Annotated in this window: 20 protein-coding genes; 14 read left to right on the forward strand and 6 right to left on the reverse strand. The window is 60.5% G+C overall.

Going from position 1 to position 23,094, the window contains the following annotated elements:
• Nucleotides 1-53: 53 nt before the first annotated feature.
• The gene (gbcA, locus tag LOY38_RS02615; RefSeq protein WP_258698734.1) at nt 54-1,346 is read right to left on the reverse strand and encodes a glycine-betaine demethylase subunit GbcA; all 1,293 of its coding nucleotides are present in this window, start codon (nt 1,344-1,346) and stop codon (nt 54-56) included.
• A 282-nt stretch (nt 1,347-1,628) separates the two neighbouring features.
• Here gbcA and gbcB point away from each other — a divergent pair, with 282 nt between their 5' ends.
• Nucleotides 1,629-2,729, forward strand: coding sequence for a glycine-betaine demethylase subunit GbcB (gene gbcB / locus LOY38_RS02620; RefSeq protein ID WP_258698735.1), 1,101 nt, complete (start codon nt 1,629-1,631; stop codon nt 2,727-2,729).
• A gap of 54 nt (nt 2,730-2,783) precedes the next feature.
• Here gbcB and LOY38_RS02625 read toward each other — a convergent pair whose 3' ends face one another.
• The 3 genes from LOY38_RS02625 to LOY38_RS02635 all read right to left on the reverse strand — a co-directional run bounded on the left by LOY38_RS02625 (nt 2,784) and on the right by LOY38_RS02635 (nt 5,646).
• A complete protein-coding gene (locus tag LOY38_RS02625) occupies nt 2,784-3,608 on the reverse strand; it encodes an NAD(P)-dependent oxidoreductase (RefSeq protein ID WP_258698736.1) in 825 nt (274 codons plus the stop codon).
• Nucleotides 3,609-3,821: 213 nt separating this feature from the next.
• On the reverse strand, nt 3,822-4,355 hold the full coding sequence (locus tag LOY38_RS02630; RefSeq protein WP_258698737.1) for an REP-associated tyrosine transposase: 534 nt from the start codon (nt 4,353-4,355) through the stop codon (nt 3,822-3,824).
• Between the two features lie 250 nt (nt 4,356-4,605).
• A complete protein-coding gene (locus LOY38_RS02635) occupies nt 4,606-5,646 on the reverse strand; it encodes a low specificity L-threonine aldolase (RefSeq protein ID WP_258698738.1) in 1,041 nt (346 codons plus the stop codon).
• 132 nt (nt 5,647-5,778) lie between these two features.
• Between LOY38_RS02635 and LOY38_RS02640 the strand changes: the two genes are divergently transcribed.
• From LOY38_RS02640 to LOY38_RS02680, 9 genes are all read left to right on the forward strand, one after another.
• Nucleotides 5,779-6,495, forward strand: a complete 717-nt coding sequence (locus tag LOY38_RS02640) for a conjugal transfer protein TraX (protein WP_258700646.1) — start codon at nt 5,779-5,781, stop codon at nt 6,493-6,495.
• A 312-nt stretch (nt 6,496-6,807) separates the two neighbouring features.
• Entirely contained in the window at nt 6,808-8,061 is a 1,254-nt protein-coding gene (gene glyA, locus LOY38_RS02645; protein ID WP_095052613.1) for a serine hydroxymethyltransferase, read from the forward strand.
• 23 nt (nt 8,062-8,084) lie between these two features.
• Complete coding sequence (locus LOY38_RS02650) at nt 8,085-9,335, forward strand: sarcosine oxidase subunit beta (protein ID WP_007907561.1); 1,251 nt, start codon at nt 8,085-8,087, stop codon at nt 9,333-9,335.
• A gap of 14 nt (nt 9,336-9,349) precedes the next feature.
• Nucleotides 9,350-9,679 carry a sarcosine oxidase subunit delta gene (locus LOY38_RS02655; RefSeq protein WP_008008142.1) on the forward strand — a complete coding sequence of 110 codons (330 nt, stop codon included), beginning with the start codon at nt 9,350-9,352 and terminating at the stop codon, nt 9,677-9,679.
• The gene (locus tag LOY38_RS02660; protein WP_258698739.1) at nt 9,676-12,693 is read left to right on the forward strand and encodes a sarcosine oxidase subunit alpha; all 3,018 of its coding nucleotides are present in this window, start codon (nt 9,676-9,678) and stop codon (nt 12,691-12,693) included. The genes LOY38_RS02655 and LOY38_RS02660 overlap by 4 nt, the downstream gene beginning before the upstream one ends.
• A 150-nt stretch (nt 12,694-12,843) precedes the next feature.
• Nucleotides 12,844-13,476, forward strand: coding sequence for a sarcosine oxidase subunit gamma (locus LOY38_RS02665; protein ID WP_258698740.1), 633 nt, complete (start codon nt 12,844-12,846; stop codon nt 13,474-13,476).
• Nucleotides 13,477-13,627: 151 nt separating this feature from the next.
• The gene (purU, locus tag LOY38_RS02670; protein WP_258698741.1) at nt 13,628-14,485 is read left to right on the forward strand and encodes a formyltetrahydrofolate deformylase; all 858 of its coding nucleotides are present in this window, start codon (nt 13,628-13,630) and stop codon (nt 14,483-14,485) included.
• A gap of 207 nt (nt 14,486-14,692) precedes the next feature.
• A complete protein-coding gene (gene fdhA / locus LOY38_RS02675) occupies nt 14,693-15,892 on the forward strand; it encodes a formaldehyde dehydrogenase, glutathione-independent (protein ID WP_258698742.1) in 1,200 nt (399 codons plus the stop codon).
• A gap of 248 nt (nt 15,893-16,140) precedes the next feature.
• On the forward strand, nt 16,141-16,755 hold the full coding sequence (locus LOY38_RS02680) for a DUF2780 domain-containing protein (protein WP_258698743.1): 615 nt from the start codon (nt 16,141-16,143) through the stop codon (nt 16,753-16,755).
• A gap of 1 nt (nt 16,756) precedes the next feature.
• Here LOY38_RS02680 and LOY38_RS02685 read toward each other — a convergent pair whose 3' ends face one another.
• On the reverse strand, nt 16,757-17,641 hold the full coding sequence (locus tag LOY38_RS02685; RefSeq protein WP_258698744.1) for an acyltransferase: 885 nt from the start codon (nt 17,639-17,641) through the stop codon (nt 16,757-16,759).
• A gap of 337 nt (nt 17,642-17,978) precedes the next feature.
• Between LOY38_RS02685 and LOY38_RS02690 the strand changes: the two genes are divergently transcribed.
• The 4 genes from LOY38_RS02690 (at nt 17,979) to creD (ending at nt 22,135) form a co-directional block, all read left to right on the forward strand.
• The gene (locus LOY38_RS02690; protein WP_008008151.1) at nt 17,979-18,485 is read left to right on the forward strand and encodes an ATP-dependent zinc protease; all 507 of its coding nucleotides are present in this window, start codon (nt 17,979-17,981) and stop codon (nt 18,483-18,485) included.
• Nucleotides 18,486-18,544: 59 nt separating this feature from the next.
• Nucleotides 18,545-19,225, forward strand: a complete 681-nt coding sequence (creB, locus tag LOY38_RS02695; protein ID WP_258698745.1) for a two-component system response regulator CreB — start codon at nt 18,545-18,547, stop codon at nt 19,223-19,225.
• The gene (creC, locus tag LOY38_RS02700) at nt 19,225-20,652 is read left to right on the forward strand and encodes a two-component system sensor histidine kinase CreC (RefSeq protein WP_258698746.1); all 1,428 of its coding nucleotides are present in this window, start codon (nt 19,225-19,227) and stop codon (nt 20,650-20,652) included. The genes creB and creC overlap by 1 nt, the downstream gene beginning before the upstream one ends.
• Nucleotides 20,653-20,764: 112 nt before the next feature.
• Entirely contained in the window at nt 20,765-22,135 is a 1,371-nt protein-coding gene (gene creD, locus LOY38_RS02705) for a cell envelope integrity protein CreD (protein ID WP_258698747.1), read from the forward strand.
• A 210-nt stretch (nt 22,136-22,345) separates the two neighbouring features.
• Here creD and LOY38_RS02710 read toward each other — a convergent pair whose 3' ends face one another.
• Nucleotides 22,346-22,975 carry a glutathione S-transferase gene (locus LOY38_RS02710; RefSeq protein WP_258698748.1) on the reverse strand — a complete coding sequence of 210 codons (630 nt, stop codon included), beginning with the start codon at nt 22,973-22,975 and terminating at the stop codon, nt 22,346-22,348.
• Nucleotides 22,976-23,094 lie beyond the last annotated feature (119 nt).

A 23,094-nucleotide genomic window follows, 5' to 3' on the forward strand; every position in this document is an offset into this window, starting at 1 on the left:
GTCCGTTGAGGCATTCCCACGCGGAGCGTGGGAACGATCAAACGATCAAGCTTTTATTGCGCCGCGACACCCTTGAGGTAGGCTGGAGCTTCCGCCCCAAGGTTGTTCAGCAACCGCTCGCTGTACCAATCCACGAAGTTCACCACACCAAACTCATAGGTCTTGGAGTAAGGTCCAGGCTGGTAAGCCGTGGAGTTGATCCCGCGCTGGTTCTCTTCGGCCAGGCGACGGTCCTGATCGTTGGTGGCATCCCAGACCTGGCGCATGCGCTCCACGTCGTAGTCCACGCCTTCGACCGCGTCCTTGTGCACGATCCACTTGGTGGTGACCATGGTCTCCTGAGCGCTGATCGGCCACACGGTGAACACGATGATGTGGTCGCCCATGCAGTGGTTCCACGAGTGCGGCAGGTGCAGGATGCGCATCGAGCCCAGGTCCGGGTTCTTGATGCGGCCCATCAGTTTGGCGCAGCCCTGTTTGCCGTCCATGGTCATCGACACGGTGCCCTTGAGCAGCGGCATGCGCACGATGCGGTTACGCAGGCCGAAACTGGCGTGGGCGTAAGGGATTTTCTCGGCTTCCCAAGCAGCGGCCGAGGCGGCTACGTGATCCTTGAAGGCCTGGTCGGCACGCGGGTCGGTGACGTCGTCCCATTCCAGCAGGGTTTTCAGCAGTTCCGGGTGCGACGCGTTGCAGTGGTAGCACTCGCGGTTGTTTTCCAGCACCAGTTTCCAGTTGGCCTTTTCCATCAAGGTGGTTTGCACCGCCACCTTGGTGTTCTCCATGTCGTACGGTTCCATGTAATGGCTGAGCGTCGACAGGAAGTCATCGATGGCCGGCGGGTTCTCCGACAGGCTGATGAAGATGTAACCGCCGGCGGTCTTCACGTTCACCGGTTTGAGGCCGTACTGCTTCATGTCGAAGTCGGCGCCCATTTCGGTGCCGGCGAACAGCAGGCGACCGTCCAGCTCGTAAGTCCACTGGTGGTAGTGGCAGACCAGTTTGGCGACTTTGCCTTTTTCACTGGTGCACAACCGTGAACCGCGGTGGCGGCAGACGTTGTGGAACGCATGCACCACGCCGTCGGCGCCGCGAATCACGATAATCGGGTTCTTGCCGACTTGCAGGGTCAGGTAGTTGCCCTTGGTCGGGATCTCGCAGGTCATGCCGGCGATCAACCACTCTTTCTGGAAGATTTCCTGCATGTCGATATCAAACAGCCGCTCGTCAGAGTAAAACGGCTGCGGCAGCGAGAAAGTGCGCTCGCGCTCTTGCAGCATCTGCGCGGTGGCCTTGCGTGCGGGTTCCAGTGGATCGCCCAGGCTCAGTGTAGTGGTGACGTCCATCGTGTGTTTCCTCAAGGCCATCTGCGTGGCCGCGAAAGTGGCTGATCAGGTTTGCTACGCAAGGTGTAAAGAGTGTGTCTTGGTATGGGGCGAGTGTGGGGCCGGCGCTCGCCAGAACCTTATCCATGGGCGACATGGCCCAATCTGTTCCCGACGCGCAACCCCCGGTAATTGGGGGCTGGTCGCGATAAGTATGTGAATGTCGCAGATAGGTAAATGGCGGGGCTGCGCTATACGCAGAATCGCCAACATGAAGGCCGGTAGTCGGCCGTGGAGATCAGCATGTCCAACAGCTTCCTGAACCCGGTAACCACCCAGACCTGGGCCAATGGTCGACACATTGTCCGTTGCGTCAAAGTCATCCAGGAAACCTGGGATGTGCGCACCTTCTGCTTTATGGCCGACCAGCCGATCCTGTTCTTCTTCAAGCCCGGGCAGTTCGTCACCCTGGAGCTGGAAATCGACGGCGTGCCGATCATGCGCTCCTACACCATTTCCAGTTCGCCGTCGGTGCCGTACAGCTTTTCGGTGACCATCAAGCGCGTGCCGGGGGGCAAGGTCTCCAACTGGCTGCACGACACCCTGCACGAAGGCCAGGAGCTGGCAGTGCACGGGCCGGTCGGGCTGTTCAACGCCATGGACTTCACCGCGCCGAAAGTACTCTACCTCAGCGGTGGTGTCGGCATCACGCCGTGCATGTCCATGGCGCGCTGGTTCTATGACACCAACGGCAACGTCGACATGGTGTTTATCCACAGCGCCCGTTCGCCCAAAGACATCATTTACCACCGCGAGCTGGAACACATGGCGTCGCGGATCGATAACTTCAGCCTGCACCTGATCTGCGAGAAGCATGGCCTGGGCGAACCGTGGGCCGGTTATCGCGGTTACCTGAATCACAAGATGCTTGAACTGATGGCGCCGGACTTCCTTGAGCGTGAAGTCTTCTGCTGCGGCCCGACCCCGTACATGAACGCGGTCAAGCGCATGCTCGAGGCGGCGGGTTTCGACATGAAGCGTTATCACGAAGAATCCTTCGGCGCGACGCCGCCGGAAGCCCGTGCCGACGCGGTGGAGCAAGCCGAACAAGCAGCGGACGCGCCGGAAGTCGACGCGGCGGATCTGCACCAGGTGGAATTCACCGCCTCCGGCAAAAGCATTCGCGTCGCGCCGGGCGAAACCGTCCATGCGGCGGCAGCCAAGCTGGGTCTGCTGATTCCGAAAGCCTGCGGGATGGGGATCTGCGGAACGTGCAAGGTGATGAAACTGGGCGGGGAGGTCGAAATGGACCACAACGGCGGGATCACAGAAGAAGACGAAGCCGAGGGTTACATCCTGTCGTGCTGCAGCGTGCCGAAGGGGGATGTGCGGATCGAGTTCTGATTCTCACCGCAGAACCTATGTGGGAGCTGGCTCGCTCCCACAATGGTCAATATTTCAGTCGATAAACAGGTCGGGCATCAGCTTGTCATTGCTGTCCGGCTCAAAACGGTAATGATCAAATTCGGTCACCCCCTGCTCACGCAAAATCTCCTCATCGATCAGCAAGCGCCCGGTAATGCTTCGGCCGCTACTATCGAGAATCGCGTAAGCCGCATCCGCCATAATCACCGGCGAACGCGCGTGCTTGAACGACTCGCGTGACCCCAGTTGAAACTCGATTGCGGCAGTGGCGATCATGGTCTGCGGCCACAGGGAATTGACGCTGATGCCGTAGGAGGCGAATTCCTCGCTCATGCCCAGGGTGAGCATGCTCATCCCGTACTTGGTCACTGTGTAAGGGCTGTACTGGGCGAACCACTTGGTGGCCAGGTTCAGCGGCGGGGACAGGTTGAGGATGTGTCCGCCGGACTTCTTCAGATAGGGCAGGGCCGCCTGGCTGCACAGCAGCACGGCGCGGGTGTTGATCTGATGCATCAGGTCAAAGCGCTTGAGTTCGATGTGTTGCACCCCGGTCAGCTTGATCGCCCCGGCATTGTTGATCAGCGCATCGATGCCGCCGAAATGCTCGCTGGCATCGGCCATGGCCTGCTGCACGACGGTTTCATCGCGAACATCCACCTGCAAGGCCAGCGCCTTGCCGCCCGCAGCTTCGACTTCCGCCGCCACGCTGAAAATCGTGCCAGGCAGTTTGGGGTGAGGGGCAGCGCTTTTGGCGGCAATCACGATGTTGGCCCCATCCTTTGCTGCCCGCAGCGCAATCTCACGCCCGATGCCACGGCTGGCGCCGGTGATGAACAGGGTTTTGCCTTGTAATGACATGCGTACGCTCCTGAGGGGTGTGATCCGAGCGGATCGAAAGGGCTCGCCAGTCAATGTAGACCAACTCTCCAGCCGCCACTGATCGTTCCCAAGCTCCGCGTGGGAATGCCTTTTCCTGCCTCACCGCTGACGCAACGCCCGGCACCGTAATGACGCAGAGCGTCACGGGCTGCGTTCCCACGCAGAGCGTGGGAACGATCAGGTGGGGGACCCTCAGTACCAGCGCTGAACTTCGATCAGCCCCTCCATCCCTGCATAATTCCTCGCACTGGAATAGCGCCAGTGCTCAGGTAAATCCACGTACCCACGCTTCACCGGGTTGTAATGGATGTAATCCAGCTTCTGGCGCATCACCGTTTCGCTGTACACCATTTCCGCGTGCGAACCTTCCTGCCACAGCTGATAAACCCGATCCTGCTTATGTGCTCGTTTGCTGAAGCGCAGTCTTTGCAATGCGCGTTCGGCACCTTTGCTTTGCAGGTCATCAATGATTTGACGTGCGGTGAAGGATTTGAACTGGCGGAGGCATTTGCTCAGGTCTGGAGCCTCGGCAACGAAATGCAGATGGTTTTCCAGGATTACATAGCCGTACAGCTGCAGATTCTGGTGGGTTTGTTGGTGGCGCCAACAGCTGAGCAAGTGATCGACAATGTAGGGGCGGATAAACAGCGGAAGCCATTCCATGAGGGTGCAGGTCAGGAAATGGGGTTTGTCGGGTTCGGTAATGGTGTAGCGGCTTCGGCCCATGGATGCATTCCTTTGCGAGGGAATGCCTAGGGTGAGCGGGGTTGTGTGATGGCGCTAGAGGACAGTGCCGCAGAGAGAGTGGGAAATTGCGATGCGCCTCCAATGATCGTTCCCACGCTCCGCGTGGGAATGCAGCCGTGACGCTCTGCGTCACAACGGTGCTCGGCACTGCGTCAGCGGTGAGGCAGGAACGCGGAGCGTCCCGAGAGGCATTCCCACGCAGAGCGTGGGAACGATCGCCTGGTGGGTGTCAGGCTGCCATCACTTCCCGAATATCCGTCGCCAATTCCCGCACGCGTTCTTCTTCGGTGTCCCACGAGCACATGAACCGTGCGCCACCGTTGCCGATGAAGGTGTAGAAGCGCCAGCCCTTGGCGGTCAGCGCGGCGATGGCCGGTTCCGACAGTTGCAGGAACACGCCGTTGGCCTGCACCGGGAACATCAGTTCCACGCCCGGAATGTCGCTCACCAGTTCGGCCAGCAGCTGCGCGCAGTGGTTGGCGTGGCGGGCGTATTTGAGCCAGGCGTCGTTTTCCAGAATCCCGACCCACGGCGCCGAGAGGAAGCGCATCTTCGACGCCAGTTGCCCGGCCTGTTTGCAGCGGTAATCGAAGTCTTCGGCCAGTTTGTGGTTGAAGAACAGAATCGCTTCGCCCACCGCCATGCCGTTTTTCGTGCCGCCGAAGCACAACACGTCGACGCCGGCCTTCCAGGTCAGGTCGGCTGGTGAGCAGCCAAGAAATGCGCAAGCGTTGGAGAACCGCGCGCCGTCCATGTGCAGGTTCAGGCCCAGTTCTTTGCAGGTGGCGCTGATGGCGCGGATTTCTTCCGGGGTGTACACGCTGCCGACTTCGGTGGCCTGGGTCAGGGTCACGACGCGGGGTTTCGGGTAGTGGATGTCCTGGCGTTTGAGGGCGATTTCGCGGATCGATTCCGGCGTCAGCTTGCCGTTTTCGGTACGGGCGATGAGCAGCTTGGAACCGTTGGAGAAAAACTCCGGCGCGCCGCATTCGTCGGTTTCGACGTGGGCGGTTTCCGAACAGATCACGCTGTGGTAACTCTGGCACAGCGACGACAGGGCCAACGAGTTGGCCGCAGTGCCGTTGAAGGCGAAGAACACTTCGCAGTCGGTTTCGAACAGTTTGCGGAATTGATCGGCCGCGCGTGCGGTCCATTCATCGTCGCCGTATGCGCGCTGGTGGCCGTGGTTGGCCTGTTCCATGGCAGCCCAGGCTTCAGGGCAGATACCGGAATAGTTGTCGCTGGCGAATTGTTGGCTCTTATCGGTCATGGCCGGCTTCCGTGGTCGAAACTCTTATGGTGAAGAGCTTCGTGGTCAATGATGGTGCGCACTCTACCGAAGATCGTCCGGGGAGCACACGGGATGAGTCTGTCAGAAAAAATACAAACGCCTCGGGCAATTATGCACATGACTCAACGGGATGGTGCACTGGATCTGCTCAAGTGGCTGGGGCTGCTGAGCATGGTGCTCGATCACCTGCGATATGTCGGGTACTCCATCGATCTGCTGTATGTGCCGGGCAGATTGGCGTTTCCATGGTTCTGCCTGGCGATGGCGGCAAACCTGTCGCGTGCCCGCGCAGTCATGACCGACGGCCAGTGGCGCTACCTCGGTTGGTTGCTGCTGTTTAGTGCTCTGAGCGAAATCCCCTACCGGATGTACATTCCTGACTCCGACACCTTAAACGTGTTGCCCACGCTGGCTCTGGGGTTGTTGGTGGCCCGTGGCTGGCAGTACGGAAGGCTGCAATCGCGACTGTTGGCGGTCGGTGCCTTGATGCTGGCGGCACTGTTCCAGGAGCGACTGATGTTCGGTTTCTTCGGTGTGCTGTTGCCACTGTCGATGTTGCTGGTGATCCACCGGCCCTGGTATTTCAGCCTGTTGCCGGGGCTGGTCTGCCTGGCGGCCAATCAATGGCAGGTGCTGTATGCCGCTGCCCGGTTCGGCAGCGGTGCGGCGATCCTCGGCATTGCCGCGTGTCTGATTGCGCCGTTGCTGGGGCTGCTGCTATTGCGACACACCCAAGGCATCCGGCCACTGCCGATGCGCCGCTGGGCTTACACGCTCTATCCCGCGCATTTCCTCGTGCTTCTGACCTTACGCCCACTCATCGCTTGACTCCTGACCTTCTACAGGGGTGCGCAAAACCCTGTGGGAGCGGGCTTGCCCGCGATGGCGGCATCACATCCAGCATGATGTCAGCTGACCCACCGCTATCGCGGGCAAGCCCGCTCCCACAAGGGATCCATTCTGATTTGAAGATTGTGTCCGGTCAGGCTTTTCGGCTCATGTCGTAAACGCACCTTTGCGTGGCGTCCATAGGCATTTGGCCTGTCTGCGCCGGTCATACCATCGCATTCAAAGGGCACTGTCGAAACACCAGTGCCTTACCGAGACGAATGGCGCATAGATGCCGCTGGGAGAGACGCGATGTTCAGCAAGCAAGACCAGATCCAGGGTTACGACGATGCACTGCTGGCGGCGATGAATGCCGAGGAGCAACGCCAGGAAGATCACATCGAGCTGATCGCGTCAGAGAACTACACCAGCAAACGCGTCATGGAAGCGCAAGGCAGCGGCCTGACCAACAAGTACGCCGAAGGCTATCCGGGCAAGCGCTACTACGGTGGCTGCGAGCACGTCGACAAGGTTGAAGCCCTGGCCATCGAGCGCGCCAAGCAACTGTTCGGCGCCGACTACGCCAACGTGCAGCCGCACTCCGGTTCCTCGGCCAACAGCGCCGTGTACCTAGCCCTGCTGCAAGCCGGCGACACCATTCTCGGCATGAGCCTGGCCCACGGTGGTCACCTGACCCACGGCGCTAAAGTGTCGTCCTCGGGCAAGCTGTACAACGCCGTGCAGTACGGCATCGACACCAAAACCGGGTTGATCGATTACGACGAAGTCGAGCGCCTGGCCGTCGAGTGCAAGCCGAAAATGATCGTTGCCGGGTTCTCGGCCTACTCCAAGACCCTCGACTTCCCACGTTTCCGCCAGATCGCCGACAAGGTCGGTGCCCTGCTGTTCGTCGACATGGCGCACGTCGCAGGTTTAGTCGCTGCTGGCCTGTACCCGAACCCGCTGCCTTACGCTGACGTGGTCACCACCACCACCCACAAGACCCTGCGCGGTCCGCGTGGCGGCCTGATCCTGGCCAAGGCCAACGAAGAAATCGAGAAGAAGCTCAACGCCGCGGTGTTCCCGGGTGCCCAGGGCGGCCCGCTGATGCACGTCATCGCCGGTAAAGCAGTGTGCTTCAAGGAAGCACTGGAGCCTGGCTTCAAGGCCTACCAGCAACAAGTGATCGACAACGCCCAGGCCATGGCCGGCGTATTTATCAAACGCGGCTACGATGTAGTGTCCGGCGGCACCGATAACCACCTGTTCCTGGTCAGCCTGATCCGTCAGGGCCTCACCGGCAAAGAGGCGGACGCAGCACTCGGTCGCGCCCACATCACCGTGAACAAGAACGCTGTCCCGAATGATCCACAGTCGCCGTTCGTGACCTCCGGCCTGCGTATCGGCACCCCGGCGGTGACGACTCGCGGCTTCAAGGTCACCCAGTGCGTCACGCTGGCCGGCTGGATCTGCGACATCCTCGACAACCTCGGCGATGCCGATGTCGAGGCCAATGTCGCGCAGCAAGTGGCAGCCCTGTGCGCGGACTTCCCGGTTTATCGCTGAGCGCGGTTTTGGAGTAAATGACTATGCAACGCTATTCGGGCTTCGGCCTCTTCAAACACTCCCTCAGCCATCACGAAAACTGGCAGAAGATGTGGCGCACGCCGACCCCGAAAAAGGTCTATGACGTGGTCATCGTCGGCGGTGGCGGGCATGGTCTGGCGACCGCCTACTACCTGGCCAAGGAACACGGCATCACCAACGTGGCCGTGGTCGAGAAAGGCTGGCTGGGCGGCGGTAACACCGCGCGCAACACCACCATCGTTCGCTCCAACTACCTGTGGGACGAGTCGGCGCACCTGTACGAACACGCGATGAAATTGTGGGAAGGCCTGTCCCAGGACCTGAACTACAACGTGATGTTCTCCCAGCGTGGCGTTTACAACCTGTGCCACACGCTTCAAGACATTCGTGATTCCGAGCGTCGGGTCAGCGCCAACCGCCTCAACGGCGTGGACGGTGAACTGCTCGATGCCAAACAGGTAGCCGACGAGATTCCGTACCTCGACTGCTCCAAGAACACTCGCTACCCGGTGATGGGCGCAACCGTCCAGCGTCGCGGCGGCGTGGCCCGTCACGATGCCGTGGCGTGGGGCTTTGCCCGTGCTGCCGACGCATTGGGCGTGGACCTGATTCAACAGACCGAAGTGATCGGCTTCCGCAAGGAAAACGGCGTGTGCATCGGTGTGGAAACCAACAAGGGCTTCATCGGCGCCAAGCGCGTCGGTGTGGTCACCGCCGGTAACTCCGGGCACATGGCCAAACTCGCCGGTTTCCGTCTGCCGATCGAATCGCACCCGCTGCAAGCGCTGGTGTCCGAGCCGATCAAGCCGATTATCGACAGCGTGATCATGTCCAACGCCGTACACGGTTACATCAGTCAGTCCGACAAGGGCGACCTGGTGATCGGCGCCGGTATCGACGGCTACAACGGCTACGGCCAGCGTGGTTCGTACCCGGTGATCGAGCACACCATCCAGGCCATCGTCGAGATGTTCCCGGTGCTGTCCCGCGTACGCATGAACCGTCAGTGGGGCGGCATCGTCGACACCACGCCGGATGCGTGCCCGATCATCTCGAAAACCCCGGTACCGAACATGTTCTTCAACTGCGGTTGGGGCACCGGTGGCTTCAAGGCTACACCTGGCTCGGGCAACGTGTTTGCCGCCAGTCTGGCCAAGGGTGAAATGCACCCATTGGCTGCACCTTTCTCCATCGACCGCTTCCACAGCGGTGCGTTGATCGATGAACACGGCGCTGCGGCAGTCGCCCACTAACAGGAGAAATCCCTATGTTGCATATCTTCTGTCCTCACTGTGGCGAACTGCGCTCCGAAGAGGAATTCCATGCATCCGGCCAGGCGCACATCCCGCGTCCACTGGATCCGAACAGCTGCACCGACGAGGAGTGGGGCGACTACATGTTCTTCCGCGATAACCCTCGCGGTCTGCACCACGAGCTGTGGGATCACGTTGCCGGTTGCCGTCAGTACTTCAACGTCACCCGTGACACCGTGACCTACGAGATTCTCGAAACCTACAAGATCGGCGCCAAGCCGCAGTTCACCGACAAGACCGACAGCCCGAAAGCGGCCGCCACGGCTCTGGGAGAGAAGGTATGAGCCAGATCAATCGCCTGTCCAACGGCGGACGCATCGACCGTAACAAAGTGCTGAGCTTCACCTTCAACGGCCAGGTCTACAAAGGCTTTGAAGGCGACTCCCTGGCCGCTGCATTGCTGGCCAACGGTGTCGACATCATCGGCCGCAGCTTCAAGTATTCGCGCCCACGCGGCATCTTCGCCGCCGGTGCCGAAGAGCCGAACGCGGTGCTGCAGATCGGTGCGACCGAAGCCACGCAGATCCCGAACGTACGCGCCACGCAACAAGCGCTGTATCAAGGCCTGGTCGCCACCAGCACCAACGGCTGGCCGAGCGTGAACAACGACATGATGGGGATTCTCGGCAAGGTCGGCGGCAAGCTGATGCCGCCGGGCTTCTACTACAAAACCTTCATGTACCCGCAATCGTTCTGGATGACCTACGAGAAGTACATTCGTAAGGCTGCCGGCCTTGGCCGCTCGCCGACCGAGAACGATCCGGACACCTACGACTACATGAACCAGCACTGCGACGTGCTGATCGTTGGCGCTGGCCCTGCGGGTCTGGCGGCTGCACTGGCGGCTGCCCGTAGCGGTGCGCGTGTGATCCTGGCCGATGAGCAGGAAGAGTTCGGCGGCAGCCTGCTCGATTCCCGCGAAAGCCTTGATGGCAAGCCTGCTACCGAGTGGGTCGCCAGCGTCATCGCCGAGCTGAAAAACACCCCGGACGTGCTGCTGTTGCCGCGCGCCACGGTCAACGGCTACCACGACCATAACTTCCTGACCATTCACGAGCGCCTCACCGATCACCTCGGCGACCGCGCCCCGATTGGCCAGGTGCGTCAGCGCATCCACCGGGTTCGCGCCAAGCGTGTAGTGCTGGCGACCGGCACCCACGAGCGTCCACTGGTTTATGGCAACAACGACGTGCCGGGCAACATGCTCGCCGGCGCTGTGTCGACTTATGTGCGTCGTTACGGCGTGGCACCGGGCAAAAAACTCGTGCTGTCGACCAACAACGATCACGCTTACCGCGTAGCGCTGGATTGGCTCGATGCCAGTCTGCAAGTGGTGGCGATCGCCGATGCCCGCAGCAACCCTCGCGGTGCGCTGGTGGAAGAAGCTCGCGCCAAAGGCATCCGCATCCTGACCGGCAGCGCCGTGATCGAGGCCCGTGGCAGCAAGCACGTCACCGCCGCTCGCGTTGCCGCGATTGATGTAAAAGCACACACCGTGACCAGCCCGGGCGAGTGGCTCGATTGCGACCTGGTCGCCAGTTCCGGCGGTTACAGCCCGGTGGTTCACCTAGCGTCGCACTTGGGTGGCAAGCCGATCTGGCGTGAAGACATCCTCGGTTTCGTACCGGGCGAAGCACCGCAAAAACGCGTGTGCGTCGGTGGCATCAACGGCGTTTATGGCCTCGGCGATTCGTTGGCCGATGGTTTTGAAGGTGGTGCTCGCGCGGCCAGCGAAGCCGGTTTCAGCAAGGTCGAAGGCGTATTGCCCAAAGCCTTGAGCCGTCTGGAAGAGCCGACTCTGGCGCTGTTCCAGGTGCCTCACGAAAAAGCCACCGCACGGGCGCCGAAGCAATTCGTCGACCTGCAGAACGACGTCACCGCTGCCGCCATCGAACTGGCGACCCGCGAAGGCTTCGAGTCGGTCGAGCACGTCAAACGCTACACCGCACTGGGCTTCGGCACCGATCAGGGCAAGCTCGGCAACGTCAACGGTCTGGCCATCGCCGCCCGCTCGCTGAACGTGACCATCCCGCAGATGGGCACCACCATGTTCCGCCCGAACTACACGCCGGTGACTTTCGGCGCCGTGGCTGGTCGTCACTGTGGGCACATCTTCGAGCCGGTTCGCTACACCGCGCTGCACGCCTGGCACGTAAAAAACGGTGCCGAATTCGAAGACGTCGGTCAGTGGAAACGTCCTTGGTACTTCCCGAAAAACGGTGAAGACCTGCACGCCGCGGTCAAACGCGAATGCAAAGCCGTGCGCGACAGCGTCGGCCTGCTGGACGCTTCGACCCTGGGCAAGATCGATATCCAGGGCCCGGACTCCCGTGAGTTCCTCAACCGCATCTACACCAACGCCTGGACCAAGCTCGACGTGGGCAAGGCCCGCTACGGCCTGATGTGCAAAGAAGACGGCATGGTGTTCGACGACGGTGTGACTGCATGCCTGGCCGACAACCATTTCGTGATGACCACCACCACCGGCGGCGCTGCACGCGTGCTGCAATGGCTGGAAATCTACCACCAGACCGAATGGCCAGACCTGAAGGTGTACTTCACTTCCGTGACGGATCACTGGGCGACCATGACCCTGTCGGGGCCGAACAGCCGCAAGCTGCTCAGCGAAGTCACCGACATCGACCTGAGCAACGAAGCGTTCCCGTTCATGACCTGGAAAGAAGGTCTGGTCGGCGGTGTACCAGCGCGGGTGTTCCGGATTTCGTTCACCGGTGAGCTGTCGTACGAAGTCAACGTGCAGGCCGACTATGCAATGGGCGTGCTGGAAAAAATCGTCGAGGCTGGCAAGCAATACAACCTGACCCCGTACGGCACCGAAACCATGCACGTACTGCGGGCGGAGAAGGGCTTCATCATCGTTGGCCAGGACACTGACAGCTCGATGACCCCGGACGACCTGAACATGGGCTGGTGTGTTGGTCGCACCAAACCGTTCTCGTGGATCGGCTGGCGTGGCATGAACCGCGAAGACTGCGTGCGTGATCAGCGCAAACAGCTGGTCGGCCTGAAGCCGATCGATCCGACCAAATGGCTGCCGGAAGGTGCGCAACTGGTGTTCAACACCAAGCAAACCATCCCGATGACCATGGTCGGTCACGTGACTTCCAGCTACCTGCACAACTCCCTCGGTTATTCGTTTGCCATGGGTGTGGTCAAGGGCGGCTTGAAGCGGATGGGTGAGCGGGTGTTCGCACCGCTGGCCGACGGCAGCGTGATCGAGGCGGAAATCGTTTCTTCGGTGTTCTTCGATCCTAAAGGCGATCGCCAGAACGTGTAAGTCGATCGTTCCCACGCTGATCGTTCCCACGCTCAGCGTGGGAATGCATCCCGGGACGCTCCGCGTCCCTCTTTAACAGCCGGACGCAGAGCGTCCATGGCGGCATTCCCACGCAGAGCGTGGGAACGATCAACAAAAGAAAGGTGCTTTATGACCGCAGCCAATGTTTACCAACAACGCCCAACCACTGGGGCCAAGGCCGAGTCGTCGCTGCATCATGCCGACCTCGCCAGCCTGGTGGGCAAGGGTCGCAAGAACGCCGGCGTGACCGTGCGTGAGAAAAAACTCCTCGGTCACCTGACCATCCGTGGCGATGGCCACGATGCCGCGTTCGCCGCTGGCGTGCACAAGGCCCTCGGCCTGGAACTGCCGTCCGCGCTGACCGTGGTGATCAAAGGCGAAACCAGCCTGCAATGGATGGGGCCGGATGAATGGCTGCTGATCGTGCCGACCGGTGAAGAGTTCGCCGCCGAGAAAAAACTGCGTGAAGCGCTGGGCGACCTGCACATCCAGATCGTCAACGTCAGTGGTGGCCAGCAGATCCTCGAACTGAGCGGCCCGAATGTGCGCCAGGTGCTGATGAAATCCACCAGCTACGACGTGCACCCCAACAACTTCCCGGTGGGCAAGGCTGTTGGCACGGTGTTCGCCAAGTCGCAACTGGTGATCCGCCATACCGCCGAAGACACTTGGGAACTGCTGATCCGCCGTAGCTTCTCGGATTACTGGTGGTTGTGGTTGCAGGATGCCTCTGCTGAGTTCGGGCTTAGCGTCCAGGCGTAATGATCGTTCCCACGCTCCGCTGATCGTTCCCACGCTCAGCGTGGGAATGCATCCCGGGACGCTCTGCGTCCCTTTTACAGCCGGACGCAGAGCGTCCATGGCGGCGTTCCCACGCAGAGCGTGGGAACGATCAGATAGGAGTCACCGCACTATGAGCCGCGCCCCAGACACATGGATTCTGACCGCCGATTGCCCCAGCGTCCTCGGCACCGTGGATGCGGTGACCCGCTTTCTGTTCGAGCAGGGCTGCTACGTTACCGAGCACCATTCATTCGATGACCGGCTCTCGGGCCGTTTCTTCATTCGCGTGGAATTTCGTCAACCCGACGGTTTCGACGAACAAGCCTTTCGCGCAGGTCTGGCAGAGCGTGGTAACGCCTTCGGGATGATCTTCGAGCTGACCCCGCCGAATTACCGGCCAAAAGTGGTGATCATGGTCTCCAAGGCCGATCACTGCCTCAACGATTTGCTCTACCGCCAGCGCATCGGCCAATTGTCGATGGACGTGGCCGCCGTGGTTTCCAACCACCCGGACCTCAAGCCGTTGGCCGACTGGCACCAGATTCCGTACTACCATTTTCCGCTGGACCCCAACGACAAGCCGTCCCAGGAGCGTCAGGTCTGGCAGGTGATCGAAGAGTCCGGCGCCGAACTGGTGATTCTTGCCCGTTACATGCAGGTCCTGTCGCCAGAGCTGTGCCGCAAACTCGACGGCAAGGCGATCAATATTCACCACTCCCTGCTGCCGGGTTTCAAGGGGGCCAAGCCCTATCACCAGGCCTACAACAAGGGCGTGAAACTGGTTGGCGCCACGGCGCATTACATCAACAACGACCTGGACGAAGGCCCGATCATCGCCCAGGGCGTGGAGGCTGTGGATCACAGCCACTATCCCGAAGACTTGATTGCCAAGGGGCGGGATATTGAAGGGCTGACCCTGGCGCGGGCCGTTGGTTATCACATTGAACGACGCGTGTTTTTGAATGCCAATCGCACTGTTGTTCTTTAGATCGCCATCGCGGGCAAGCCCGCTCCCACAGTGGGCTGCGGTGTGCCCGAGATCTGTGGACGACACAAAACCCTGTGGGAGCGGGCTTGCCCGCGATGAGGCCCTGACAGGCAACGCAAAAAGACACAAGCAATAACCCGAGCAATCAACGCGCCGCCGATCCTTGGCGACGCGACCGCTACATAAAAACAACAGCGAGGTGAAAGCATGTCTGGTAATCGTGGTGTGGTGTATCTCGGCGCTGGCAAGGTCGGAGTACAGAAAATCGACTATCCCAAAATGCAGGACCCGCGCGGCAGGAAGATCGAGCACGGTGTCATCCTGCGCGTAGTTTCCACCAACATCTGTGGTTCCGATCAGCACATGGTGCGCGGTCGTACCACCGCTCAGACCGGTCTGGTACTGGGCCACGAGATCACCGGTGAAGTGATCGAGAAGGGCAGCGATGTCGAGAACCTGAAGATCGGCGATCTGGTATCGGTACCATTCAACGTCGCTTGCGGGCGCTGCCGTTCCTGCAAAGAGATGCACACCGGTGTCTGCCTGAGCGTCAACCCGGCGCGTCCGGGCGGTGCCTATGGTTATGTCGACATGGGTGACTGGACCGGTGGCCAGGCCGAATACGCCATGGTGCCGTATGCCGACTTCAACCTGCTGAAACTGCCGGATCGCGATCGGGCCATGGAGAAAATCCGCGACCTGACCTGCCTCTCCGACATCCTGCCAACCGGCTACCACGGCGCAGTGACCGCCGGTGTTGGCCCAGGCAGCACGGTGTACATCGCGGGCGCCGGCCCGGTTGGTCTGGCGGCTGCCGCTTCCGCTCGCCTGTTGGGCGCGGCGGTGGTGATCATCGGTGACGTCAACCCGATCCGCCTGGCACACGCCAAGGCTCAGGGTTTCGAAATCGCCGACCTGTCGACAGACACTCCGCTGCACGAGCAGATCGCTGCGCTGTTGGGCGAGCCTGAAGTCGATTGCGCCGTCGATGCGGTGGGCTTCGAAGCCCGCGGTCATGGCCATTCTGGCGTGAAACACGAAGCCCCGGCCACCGTGCTCAACTCCCTGATGGGCGTAGTTCGCGTGGCTGGCAAAATCGGTATCCCTGGCCTGTACGTGACCGAAGATCCAGGTGCGGTGGATGCCGCCGCGAAAATGGGCAGCCTGAGCATCCGCTTCGGTCTGGGCTGGGCTAAATCCCATAGCTTCCACACCGGCCAGACGCCAGTGATGAAGTACAACCGCCAGTTGATGCAGGCGATCATGTGGGACCGCATCAAGATTGCCGACATCGTGGGGGTGGAAGTCATCAGCCTGGACGACGCACCACGGGGCTACGGCGAGTTCGATGCGGGCGTGCCGAAGAAGTTTGTGATCGATCCGCACAAGTTGTTTAGTGCGGCGTAAAGCTTCATGCAAAACAAAAGCGGCGGCCTTCGGGTCGCCGTTTTTTATGGGGAACACCCCCCCCCTCGCCACAAGGAACCGCCCTGCGACCGTTCAGCGGGAGCGGGCGTGCCATTCATCGCGCGAACGCCACCTGGGTAAAAAATGCTCGCGCAGACGAGGAACATGCCAGCGGATACCCGGTCAAATCGGCAGTTTTGCCGTCCTCGTTATTGGGCGGTCTTCGTGTGGCACAAGAGGATGTCTGGATGAACGTTTCACGCGGTTTTGCACTGGCATCGCTCATGGCTGTCGCTTCGTTGACGACGCTGGCCGCCAGCCCGGCCTTTGCACAGTTCAGCCTCGTTGATGCGGCCAAAGCGGTTTCGGCGATGCAGGGCGACGAGGGGGATGATGCCGACGAGGGCGATGATGCCGATGGCATCGTGGCGGCGGCGCCCAAGGCGGCCGGTTTGCTCAATACCCTGGGTTCGCAGCTCGACATCACCCCGGAGCAGGCTATCGGCGGTGCCGGCGCGATGCTGGGGCTGGCGAGGAATCAGCTCAGCGGTCAGGACTTCTCTGAACTGAGCAAAAATGTTCCGGGCCTCGCTCAGATCGCCGGCAACAGCGCGATCAGTGGTCTGAATGGATTGGGCGGGCTGCTTGGCGCCGGTTCGGATAAGAATGCGTTGCTCGATGGCTTGCTGGGTAACGTCAAGGACACCAAGGACCTGAACAACGCCTTCAGCGCTTTGGGCATGGACACCGGGATGGTCGGCCTGTTTGCCCCGGTGATCCTGCAATACCTCGGTCAACAAGGCGTTGCCGGTTCGCTGCTGCAAAATCTTGGCGGGATCTGGGGCACAGGCGCTGGTAGCTGAGTCAGCCCTTGGCGCGTAGTGCCTTGATGCGCCGGTCCTTCTCGATCCAGAGCTGGTTGACCCAGTTCTGGATCGTTTCGCGAAACGCCGGATCGTTTTCGTAATCGCCTTGCCAAAGTGCCGGGTCCAGTTCGCGAGTGTGGATGTCGATGATCACCCTGGGCACGTTGCCGCTGATCAAATCCCAGAACCCCGGAATCTTCTGCTGCGGATACACCACCGTCACGTCGAGAATGGCATCCAGCTGTTCGCCCATCGCTGCCAGCACGAACGCCACGCCGCCCGCCTTGGGCTTGAGCAAGTAGGTGAAGGGTGACTGTTGTTGGTCGCTTTTCGCTGCTGTGTAGCGGGTGCCTTCCAGATAATTTACCACCGTCACTGACTGGCGTTTGTACAACTTGCAGGCTTGTTTGGTGATCTCCAGGTCCTTGCCGGCCAGCTCCGGGTGCTTCTCCAGGAACGCCTTGCTGTAGCGCTTCATGAACGGATAGTCCAACGCCCACCAGGCCAGGCCCAGGAACGGCACCCAGATCAGTTCTTTCTTGAGGAAGAACTTGAAGAACGGCGTGCGTCGGTTAAGCGTCTGGATCAGCGCCGGGATATCGACCCAGGACTGATGGTTGCTGATCACCAGATACGATGTGTCGCGGCGCAGTTCATCGCCGCCGCGAATGTCCCATTGCGTGGGGATGCACAGCCGGAAGATCAGTTTGTCGATCTCGGCCCAGGTTTCGGCAATCCACATCACCGCCCACGAGGCGTAATCGCGAAAGCGCCCGGGCAGGAGCAGTTTGAGCAGCGCGAATACCATCAAAGGCCCGAACAGGACCAGGGTGTTAAGCAACAGCAGCAGGGTAACGAAACAGCCGGTGAGCAGGCGGCGCATAAGTAACTCTTGAAAGCGTTTGGGCGCGCCATGATAAGCAGCTTCGCATGGCAGGCCAAATCGCTGGCGACGAATGTTTCACGTTTGCGGCGGTATGCTTTTGGCATATCGCAATTGCCTTGTGGCGAGGGAGCTTGCTCCCGCTGGGCTGCGAAGCGGCCCCAAAACCAGACGCTGCGATTTTTCAGGTATACCGCATGCAGCGGTTTTACGAGTGCTGCGCACTCGAACGGGAGCAAGCTCCCTCGCCACATAGGTGTGAGGCGGACCAACTATCGTTGTTTTTTACGGTCTAGAATTCGGCCATGCCTCCACATTCCCTAAGGAAGCCCCCTACGTGAAATCTCTCCTTGCACTGCTTTCCCTCGTGGCCCTTCCAGTCCTGGCCGCCGAGCCGACCCTGTACGGGCGTTACGAATACATCGCGCTGCCGGAAATCGGCGGCGAAGTCCTCAAGGCCAAAATGGACACCGGCGCCCTGACCGCGTCGCTGTCAGCCAAAGACATCGAAACCTTCACCCGCGACGGTGATGAGTGGGTGCGCTTCCGCCTTGCCACCAAAGGCGCGAGCAACAAGGTCTACGAACACAAGGTCGCGCGGATCAGCAAGATCAAGACCCGCTCCGAAGAAGACGAGGATGACAAGGAAGTGATCGAGCCGACCAAGCGTCCGGTGGTCGATCTGGAACTGTGCCTGGGCAATGTCAAGCGCACCGTCGAGGTCAACCTCACCGACCGCAGCAGTTTCAACTACCCGTTGTTGATCGGCGCCAAAGCCCTGCGTGAGTTCGGTGCGGCGGTGAACCCGGCGCGTCGCTTCACGGCCGACAAACCCGACTGCTGATTGACGGCGAATCAGCCTTGGGGCACCGTTCGCCCACTTAACTTCCGGGCTCGGATGCCATGCCTCATATCCTGATTGTCGAAGACGAAGCGGCGATTGCCGACACCCTGATTTTCGCCTTGCAGGGCGACGGCTTCACCACCGCCTGGTTGAGCCTTGGTGTGGCGGCGCTTGAACATCAGCGCGCCACGCCGGCCGACCTGATCATTCTCGACATTGGCCTACCAGACATCAGCGGCTTCGAGACCTGCAAGCAGTTGCGGCGTTTCAGCGACGTGCCGGTGATCTTCCTCAGCGCCCGTGACGCCGAAATCGACCGTGTGGTGGGCCTGGAGATCGGCGCCGACGACTACGTGGTCAAACCGTTCAGCCCTCGGGAAGTGGCGGCGCGGGTCAGGGCGATTCTCAAACGCATGGCGCCACGACCGGTGGCGGAGGTGGCTTCAGCGCTGTTTCGCATCGACAGCGAACGGGTGCAGATCAGCTATCGCAGTCAGCCCCTGAGCCTGACTCGCCATGAGTTTCGTTTGCTGCAATGCCTGCTGGAACAGCCCGAGCGAGTCTTCAGCCGCGAACAACTGCTCGATGCGCTGGGCGTGGCCGCCGATGCCGGTTACGACCGCAGCATCGACAGCCACATCAAGAGCGTGCGCGCCAAATTGCGTCTGGTGAAGGCCGACGCCGAGCCAATCCAGACCCACCGCGGCCTCGGTTACAGCTACAGCCCGGGGCACAGCTGATGCCACTGGGGATCCGGATTTTTCTGGTCTACGTGCTGTTCATCGGCCTGACTGGCTACTTTGTGCTCAACACCGTGATGGAGGAAATCCGCCCCGGTGTGCGCCAGTCCACCGAAGAAACCCTGGTAGACACCGCCAACCTGATGGCCGAGATCCTGCGTGACGACTTCAAGGCCGGCACCCTCAGCCAGAACCGCTGGCCCGAGTTGCTCAAGGCTTATGGCGAACGGCAACCGAAGGCGAAAATCTGGGGGCTGCCGAAGAATCAGGTCAACCACCGCATTTACGTCACCGATGCCAAGGGCATTGTGGTGCTGGATTCCAGCGGCATCGCGGTGGGCCAGGACTTCTCGCGCTGGAACGACGTCTATCTGACCCTGCGTGGCGAATACGGCGCTCGTTCGACTCGCAGCAACCCGGATGACTCAACCTCGTCGGTGATGCACGTGGGGGCGCCGATTCGCGACAACGGCCAGATCATCGGCGTGGTGACGGTGGCCAAGCCCAACAGCTCGCTGCAGCCTTACGTTGATCGCACCGAGCGGCGATTGCTGGCGTATGGTGCCGGCCTGATCGGCCTCGGTTTGCTGTTCGGCGCGCTGTTGTCCTGGTGGTTGAGCGCGGCGCTGCGGCGGTTGACGGCGTATGCCCAGGCTGTCAGCGAAGGCCGGAGGGTCGAGGTGCCGCATTATCGTGGCGGCGAGCTGGAACAACTGGCCACGGCGGTGGAGCAGATGCGCACCCAGCTCGAAGGCAAAGCCTACGTCGAGCGTTATGTACACACCCTGACCCATGAATTGAAAAGCCCGCTGGCGGCGATTCGTGGCGCGGCGGAGTTGCTGCAAGGCGAGATGCCGCTGGCTCAGCAGCAGCGATTCGTCAGCAACATCGACAGCGAAAGTGCACGCATGCAGCAGTTGATCGAACGACTGTTGAACCTGGCGCAGGTGGAACAGCGCCAAGGGCTGGAAGAGCGGGTGGCCGTGCCGTTGGTGGATTTGGTCGATGAGCTGCTGAGCGCGCAGGCTGCACGAATCGAAGGCAAGCAGTTGCGTGTGGAACTGCACATTGCAGCGGATCTGAATCTGCTCGGCGAGCCGTTTCTGTTGCGTCAGGCACTGGGCAATCTGCTGGAGAATGCGTTGGATTTCACCCCGGCGTACGGTGTGTTGCGATTTTGCGCCGAACGAGTCGGTGAGCAGATTGAGTTCAGGCTGTTCAACCAGGCCGAGGCGATTCCCGACTATGCATTGCCGCGCTTGAGTGAGCGCTTCTACTCACTGCCGCGTCCGGACAGTGGGCGTAAAAGTACGGGGTTGGGGCTTAACTTCGTTGAAGAGGTGGTCAAGTTGCATGGCGGCATGATGAGCATCGGTAATGTTGACGGCGGTGTGCAGGTGAGTTTACGCCTGCCTTCAGACCGCTAAAGATCGCAGCCTTCGGACGATCTTTGTTCAACTCCACACAATTCCCACATTCCCCACATACATCCTCCATATACGAATCCCAGACTCTCCCCATCCAAACAGGGAGAGTCCCATGAACCGTAGCCTGACCCTAAAACTCGGGGCGATTGCCCTTTTGATTCTGTTGTTGCTGATCCCGTTGCTGATGATCAACGGCGTGATCCAGGATCGGCAACAACTGCGCGACGGTGTGCTCGAAGACATCGCCCGCAGTTCCAGCTATAGCCAGCAACTGAGCGGTCCGCTGATGGTGGTGCCCTATCGCAAAACGGTGCGCACCTGGAAAACCAATGAAAAAACCAACCAGCGTTACCAGGATGTCGGCGAGGAGCGCGGGCGTTTGTATTTCCTGCCGGAGCGCTTTGAACTGGACGGCCAGGTCCAGACTGAACTGCGTGCCCGGGGTATCTACGAGGCGCGGTTGTTTCACGCCGACAACCGCATCAGCGGGCATTTCTCGGTCCCGGCACAACTGGGCATCAAGGAAGACTTCGCCGATTACCGCTTCGATCAGCCGTTCCTGGCTGTCGGCATCAGCGACATTCGCGGCATCGAAAATGCCCTGAAACTCGAACTCAATGGCCAGAGCCTGGACTTTGTACCGGGTAGCCAAGTGGGCTGGTTGGGCGAGGGTGTGCACGTCACGCTGCCAGCGCTGGACACCAGGCAGGCCACGGAATTGGCATTCGGTTTCGACTTGCGCCTGCAAGGCACCGGCCAGTTGCAGATTCTCCCGGTGGGCAAGACCAGCAAGGTTTCACTGGCCGCCAACTGGCCTCATCCCAGCTTCATCGGTAACTACCTGCCGGCCCAGCGTGAAATCACCGATCAGGGCTTCACCGCCAATTGGCAGACCTCGTTTTTCTCCACCAACCTGCAAGAGGCGTTGAGCAGTTGCGTGTCGAGTGGTCAGTGCGAGGCGTTCAGCGGTCGCAGTTTCGGCGTGAGTTTCATCGACCCGGTGGACCAGTACCTGAAAAGCGACCGGGCAATCAAATACGCGTTGCTATTCATCGTCCTGACCTTCGCGGGTTTCTTCCTCTTCGAAGTGCTGAAAAGCCTGGCGGTACACCCGGTGCAATACGCGTTGGTGGGCGTGGCGCTGGCGTTCTTCTACCTGTTGCTGCTGTCGCTGTCCGAACACATCGGCTTTGCCTTGGCGTATCTGTTGTCGGCGAGTGGCTGTGTGGCGTTGATCGGGTTCTATGTCTGCCATGTGCTGCGCAGCGTGCTTCACGGCTTGAGCTTTTCGGCGGGGTTGGCGGCGTTGTATGGCTTGCTCTACGGCCTATTGAGTGCCGAGGATTACGCGCTGTTGATGGGCTCGCTGCTGCTGTTCGGGTTGCTGGGCGTGTTTATGGTGCTGACTCGCAAGCTGGACTGGTACGGGATCGGGCAAAAGTCCGCCAAGCCGCTGGCGTTTGATATTGGGGCGGTGGAATGAGCCGGTCGTTGGGGTTGCGCGAAGATCAGCGGGTGGGCGAGGTGTTGGCGACGCGGATTGCCGGGTTGTTTCCGTTGGATCCGGCGTGGTGCCATCGCGAGCAGGCTCGCTCCCACAAAAGATCTCCAGTGAACACAAAGGTTGTGCATACCAAAGATCAAATGTGGGAGCGAGCCTGCTCGCGATGAGGCCGACACAGTTGCCGAGAATCTAAACCTTGGGCATCGTCGCGATCATCGAAGGCCGCTGACTCACCTCGAAATACCACTCCGCCAGCTTCGGATTCTCTTTGCGCCATTCCAGATCCGGATGGCGCAGATCCAGATAACCCAAGGCACAGGCAACACTGATCGCCGCCACATCGAAATGGCTGGTCAGCTCGGCAATCGCATCGGCCTCCAGCAGCGCCAGGGCGCGACGAATCTTGTCGCGCTGACTGTCGAGCCATGTGTCCCAATGTTTTTCCGGCGAGCGCAGGGCTACTTCATAGCGAATCATCACTGCGGCATCCATGATCCCGTCAGCCAGAGAAGCCAGGGTCAAACGCCGCCAGCGCGCCGAGCCTTCACGAGGAATCAGAGGATTGCCGACGTGCTGGTGATCGAGGTAGTCGAGGATCACCCGGCTGTCGTACAACACATTGCCGTCGGCCAGGCGCAGCGCCGGAATCTTGCCCAACGGGTTGTCTTCGTTGAGGGCCGGATCCGGGCTGACGGGCGTGAGCTGGCTGGCTTGCAGCGCCACGCGGTTCGTTTGCCCGGTTTCGTGCAGCAGCACCATGACTTTACGAACAAAAGGCGACGCGGGGTTGTGGAACAAGGTCATGCTGGGGACGGACATGGCGACGATCTCGATCGTGGGCAGTGTCGGCAGCATAGCGCTTTAATGCTTGAGCTCAAGCGCAAGCTCACGGCTGAACATGGAACGAAGTGTAGGAGTTTGCTCCCACAGGTATTGCG

The organism is Pseudomonas sp. B21-015, assembly GCF_024749285.1.
In the GTDB taxonomy this organism is placed as follows: Bacteria; Pseudomonadota; Gammaproteobacteria; order Pseudomonadales; family Pseudomonadaceae; genus Aquipseudomonas.

Excerpts from the sequence above, each read along its gene's own strand:
- LOY38_RS02655 (WP_008008142.1), top strand. The coding sequence starts at position 9,350 with ATGTTGCATATCTTCTGTCCTCACTGTGGCGAACTGCGCTCCGAAGAG.
- LOY38_RS02660 (WP_258698739.1), top strand. The coding sequence starts at position 9,676 with ATGAGCCAGATCAATCGCCTGTCCAACGGCGGACGCATCGACCGTAAC.
- LOY38_RS02665 (WP_258698740.1), top strand. The coding sequence starts at position 12,844 with ATGACCGCAGCCAATGTTTACCAACAACGCCCAACCACTGGGGCCAAG.
- purU (WP_258698741.1), top strand. The coding sequence starts at position 13,628 with ATGAGCCGCGCCCCAGACACATGGATTCTGACCGCCGATTGCCCCAGC.
- LOY38_RS02650 (WP_007907561.1), top strand. The coding sequence starts at position 8,085 with ATGCAACGCTATTCGGGCTTCGGCCTCTTCAAACACTCCCTCAGCCAT.
- LOY38_RS02710 (WP_258698748.1), bottom strand. The coding sequence starts at position 22,975 with ATGTCCGTCCCCAGCATGACCTTGTTCCACAACCCCGCGTCGCCTTTT.
- gbcB (WP_258698735.1), top strand. The coding sequence starts at position 1,629 with ATGTCCAACAGCTTCCTGAACCCGGTAACCACCCAGACCTGGGCCAAT.
- creD (WP_258698747.1), top strand. The coding sequence starts at position 20,765 with ATGAACCGTAGCCTGACCCTAAAACTCGGGGCGATTGCCCTTTTGATT.
- LOY38_RS02635 (WP_258698738.1), bottom strand. The coding sequence starts at position 5,646 with ATGACCGATAAGAGCCAACAATTCGCCAGCGACAACTATTCCGGTATC.
- gbcA (WP_258698734.1), bottom strand. The coding sequence starts at position 1,346 with ATGGACGTCACCACTACACTGAGCCTGGGCGATCCACTGGAACCCGCA.
- fdhA (WP_258698742.1), top strand. The coding sequence starts at position 14,693 with ATGTCTGGTAATCGTGGTGTGGTGTATCTCGGCGCTGGCAAGGTCGGA.
- creC (WP_258698746.1), top strand. The coding sequence starts at position 19,225 with ATGCCACTGGGGATCCGGATTTTTCTGGTCTACGTGCTGTTCATCGGC.
- creB (WP_258698745.1), top strand. The coding sequence starts at position 18,545 with ATGCCTCATATCCTGATTGTCGAAGACGAAGCGGCGATTGCCGACACC.
- LOY38_RS02685 (WP_258698744.1), bottom strand. The coding sequence starts at position 17,641 with ATGCGCCGCCTGCTCACCGGCTGTTTCGTTACCCTGCTGCTGTTGCTT.
- glyA (WP_095052613.1), top strand. The coding sequence starts at position 6,808 with ATGTTCAGCAAGCAAGACCAGATCCAGGGTTACGACGATGCACTGCTG.
- LOY38_RS02680 (WP_258698743.1), top strand. The coding sequence starts at position 16,141 with ATGAACGTTTCACGCGGTTTTGCACTGGCATCGCTCATGGCTGTCGCT.
- LOY38_RS02625 (WP_258698736.1), bottom strand. The coding sequence starts at position 3,608 with ATGTCATTACAAGGCAAAACCCTGTTCATCACCGGCGCCAGCCGTGGC.
- LOY38_RS02630 (WP_258698737.1), bottom strand. The coding sequence starts at position 4,355 with ATGGGCCGAAGCCGCTACACCATTACCGAACCCGACAAACCCCATTTC.
- LOY38_RS02640 (WP_258700646.1), top strand. The coding sequence starts at position 5,779 with ATGCACATGACTCAACGGGATGGTGCACTGGATCTGCTCAAGTGGCTG.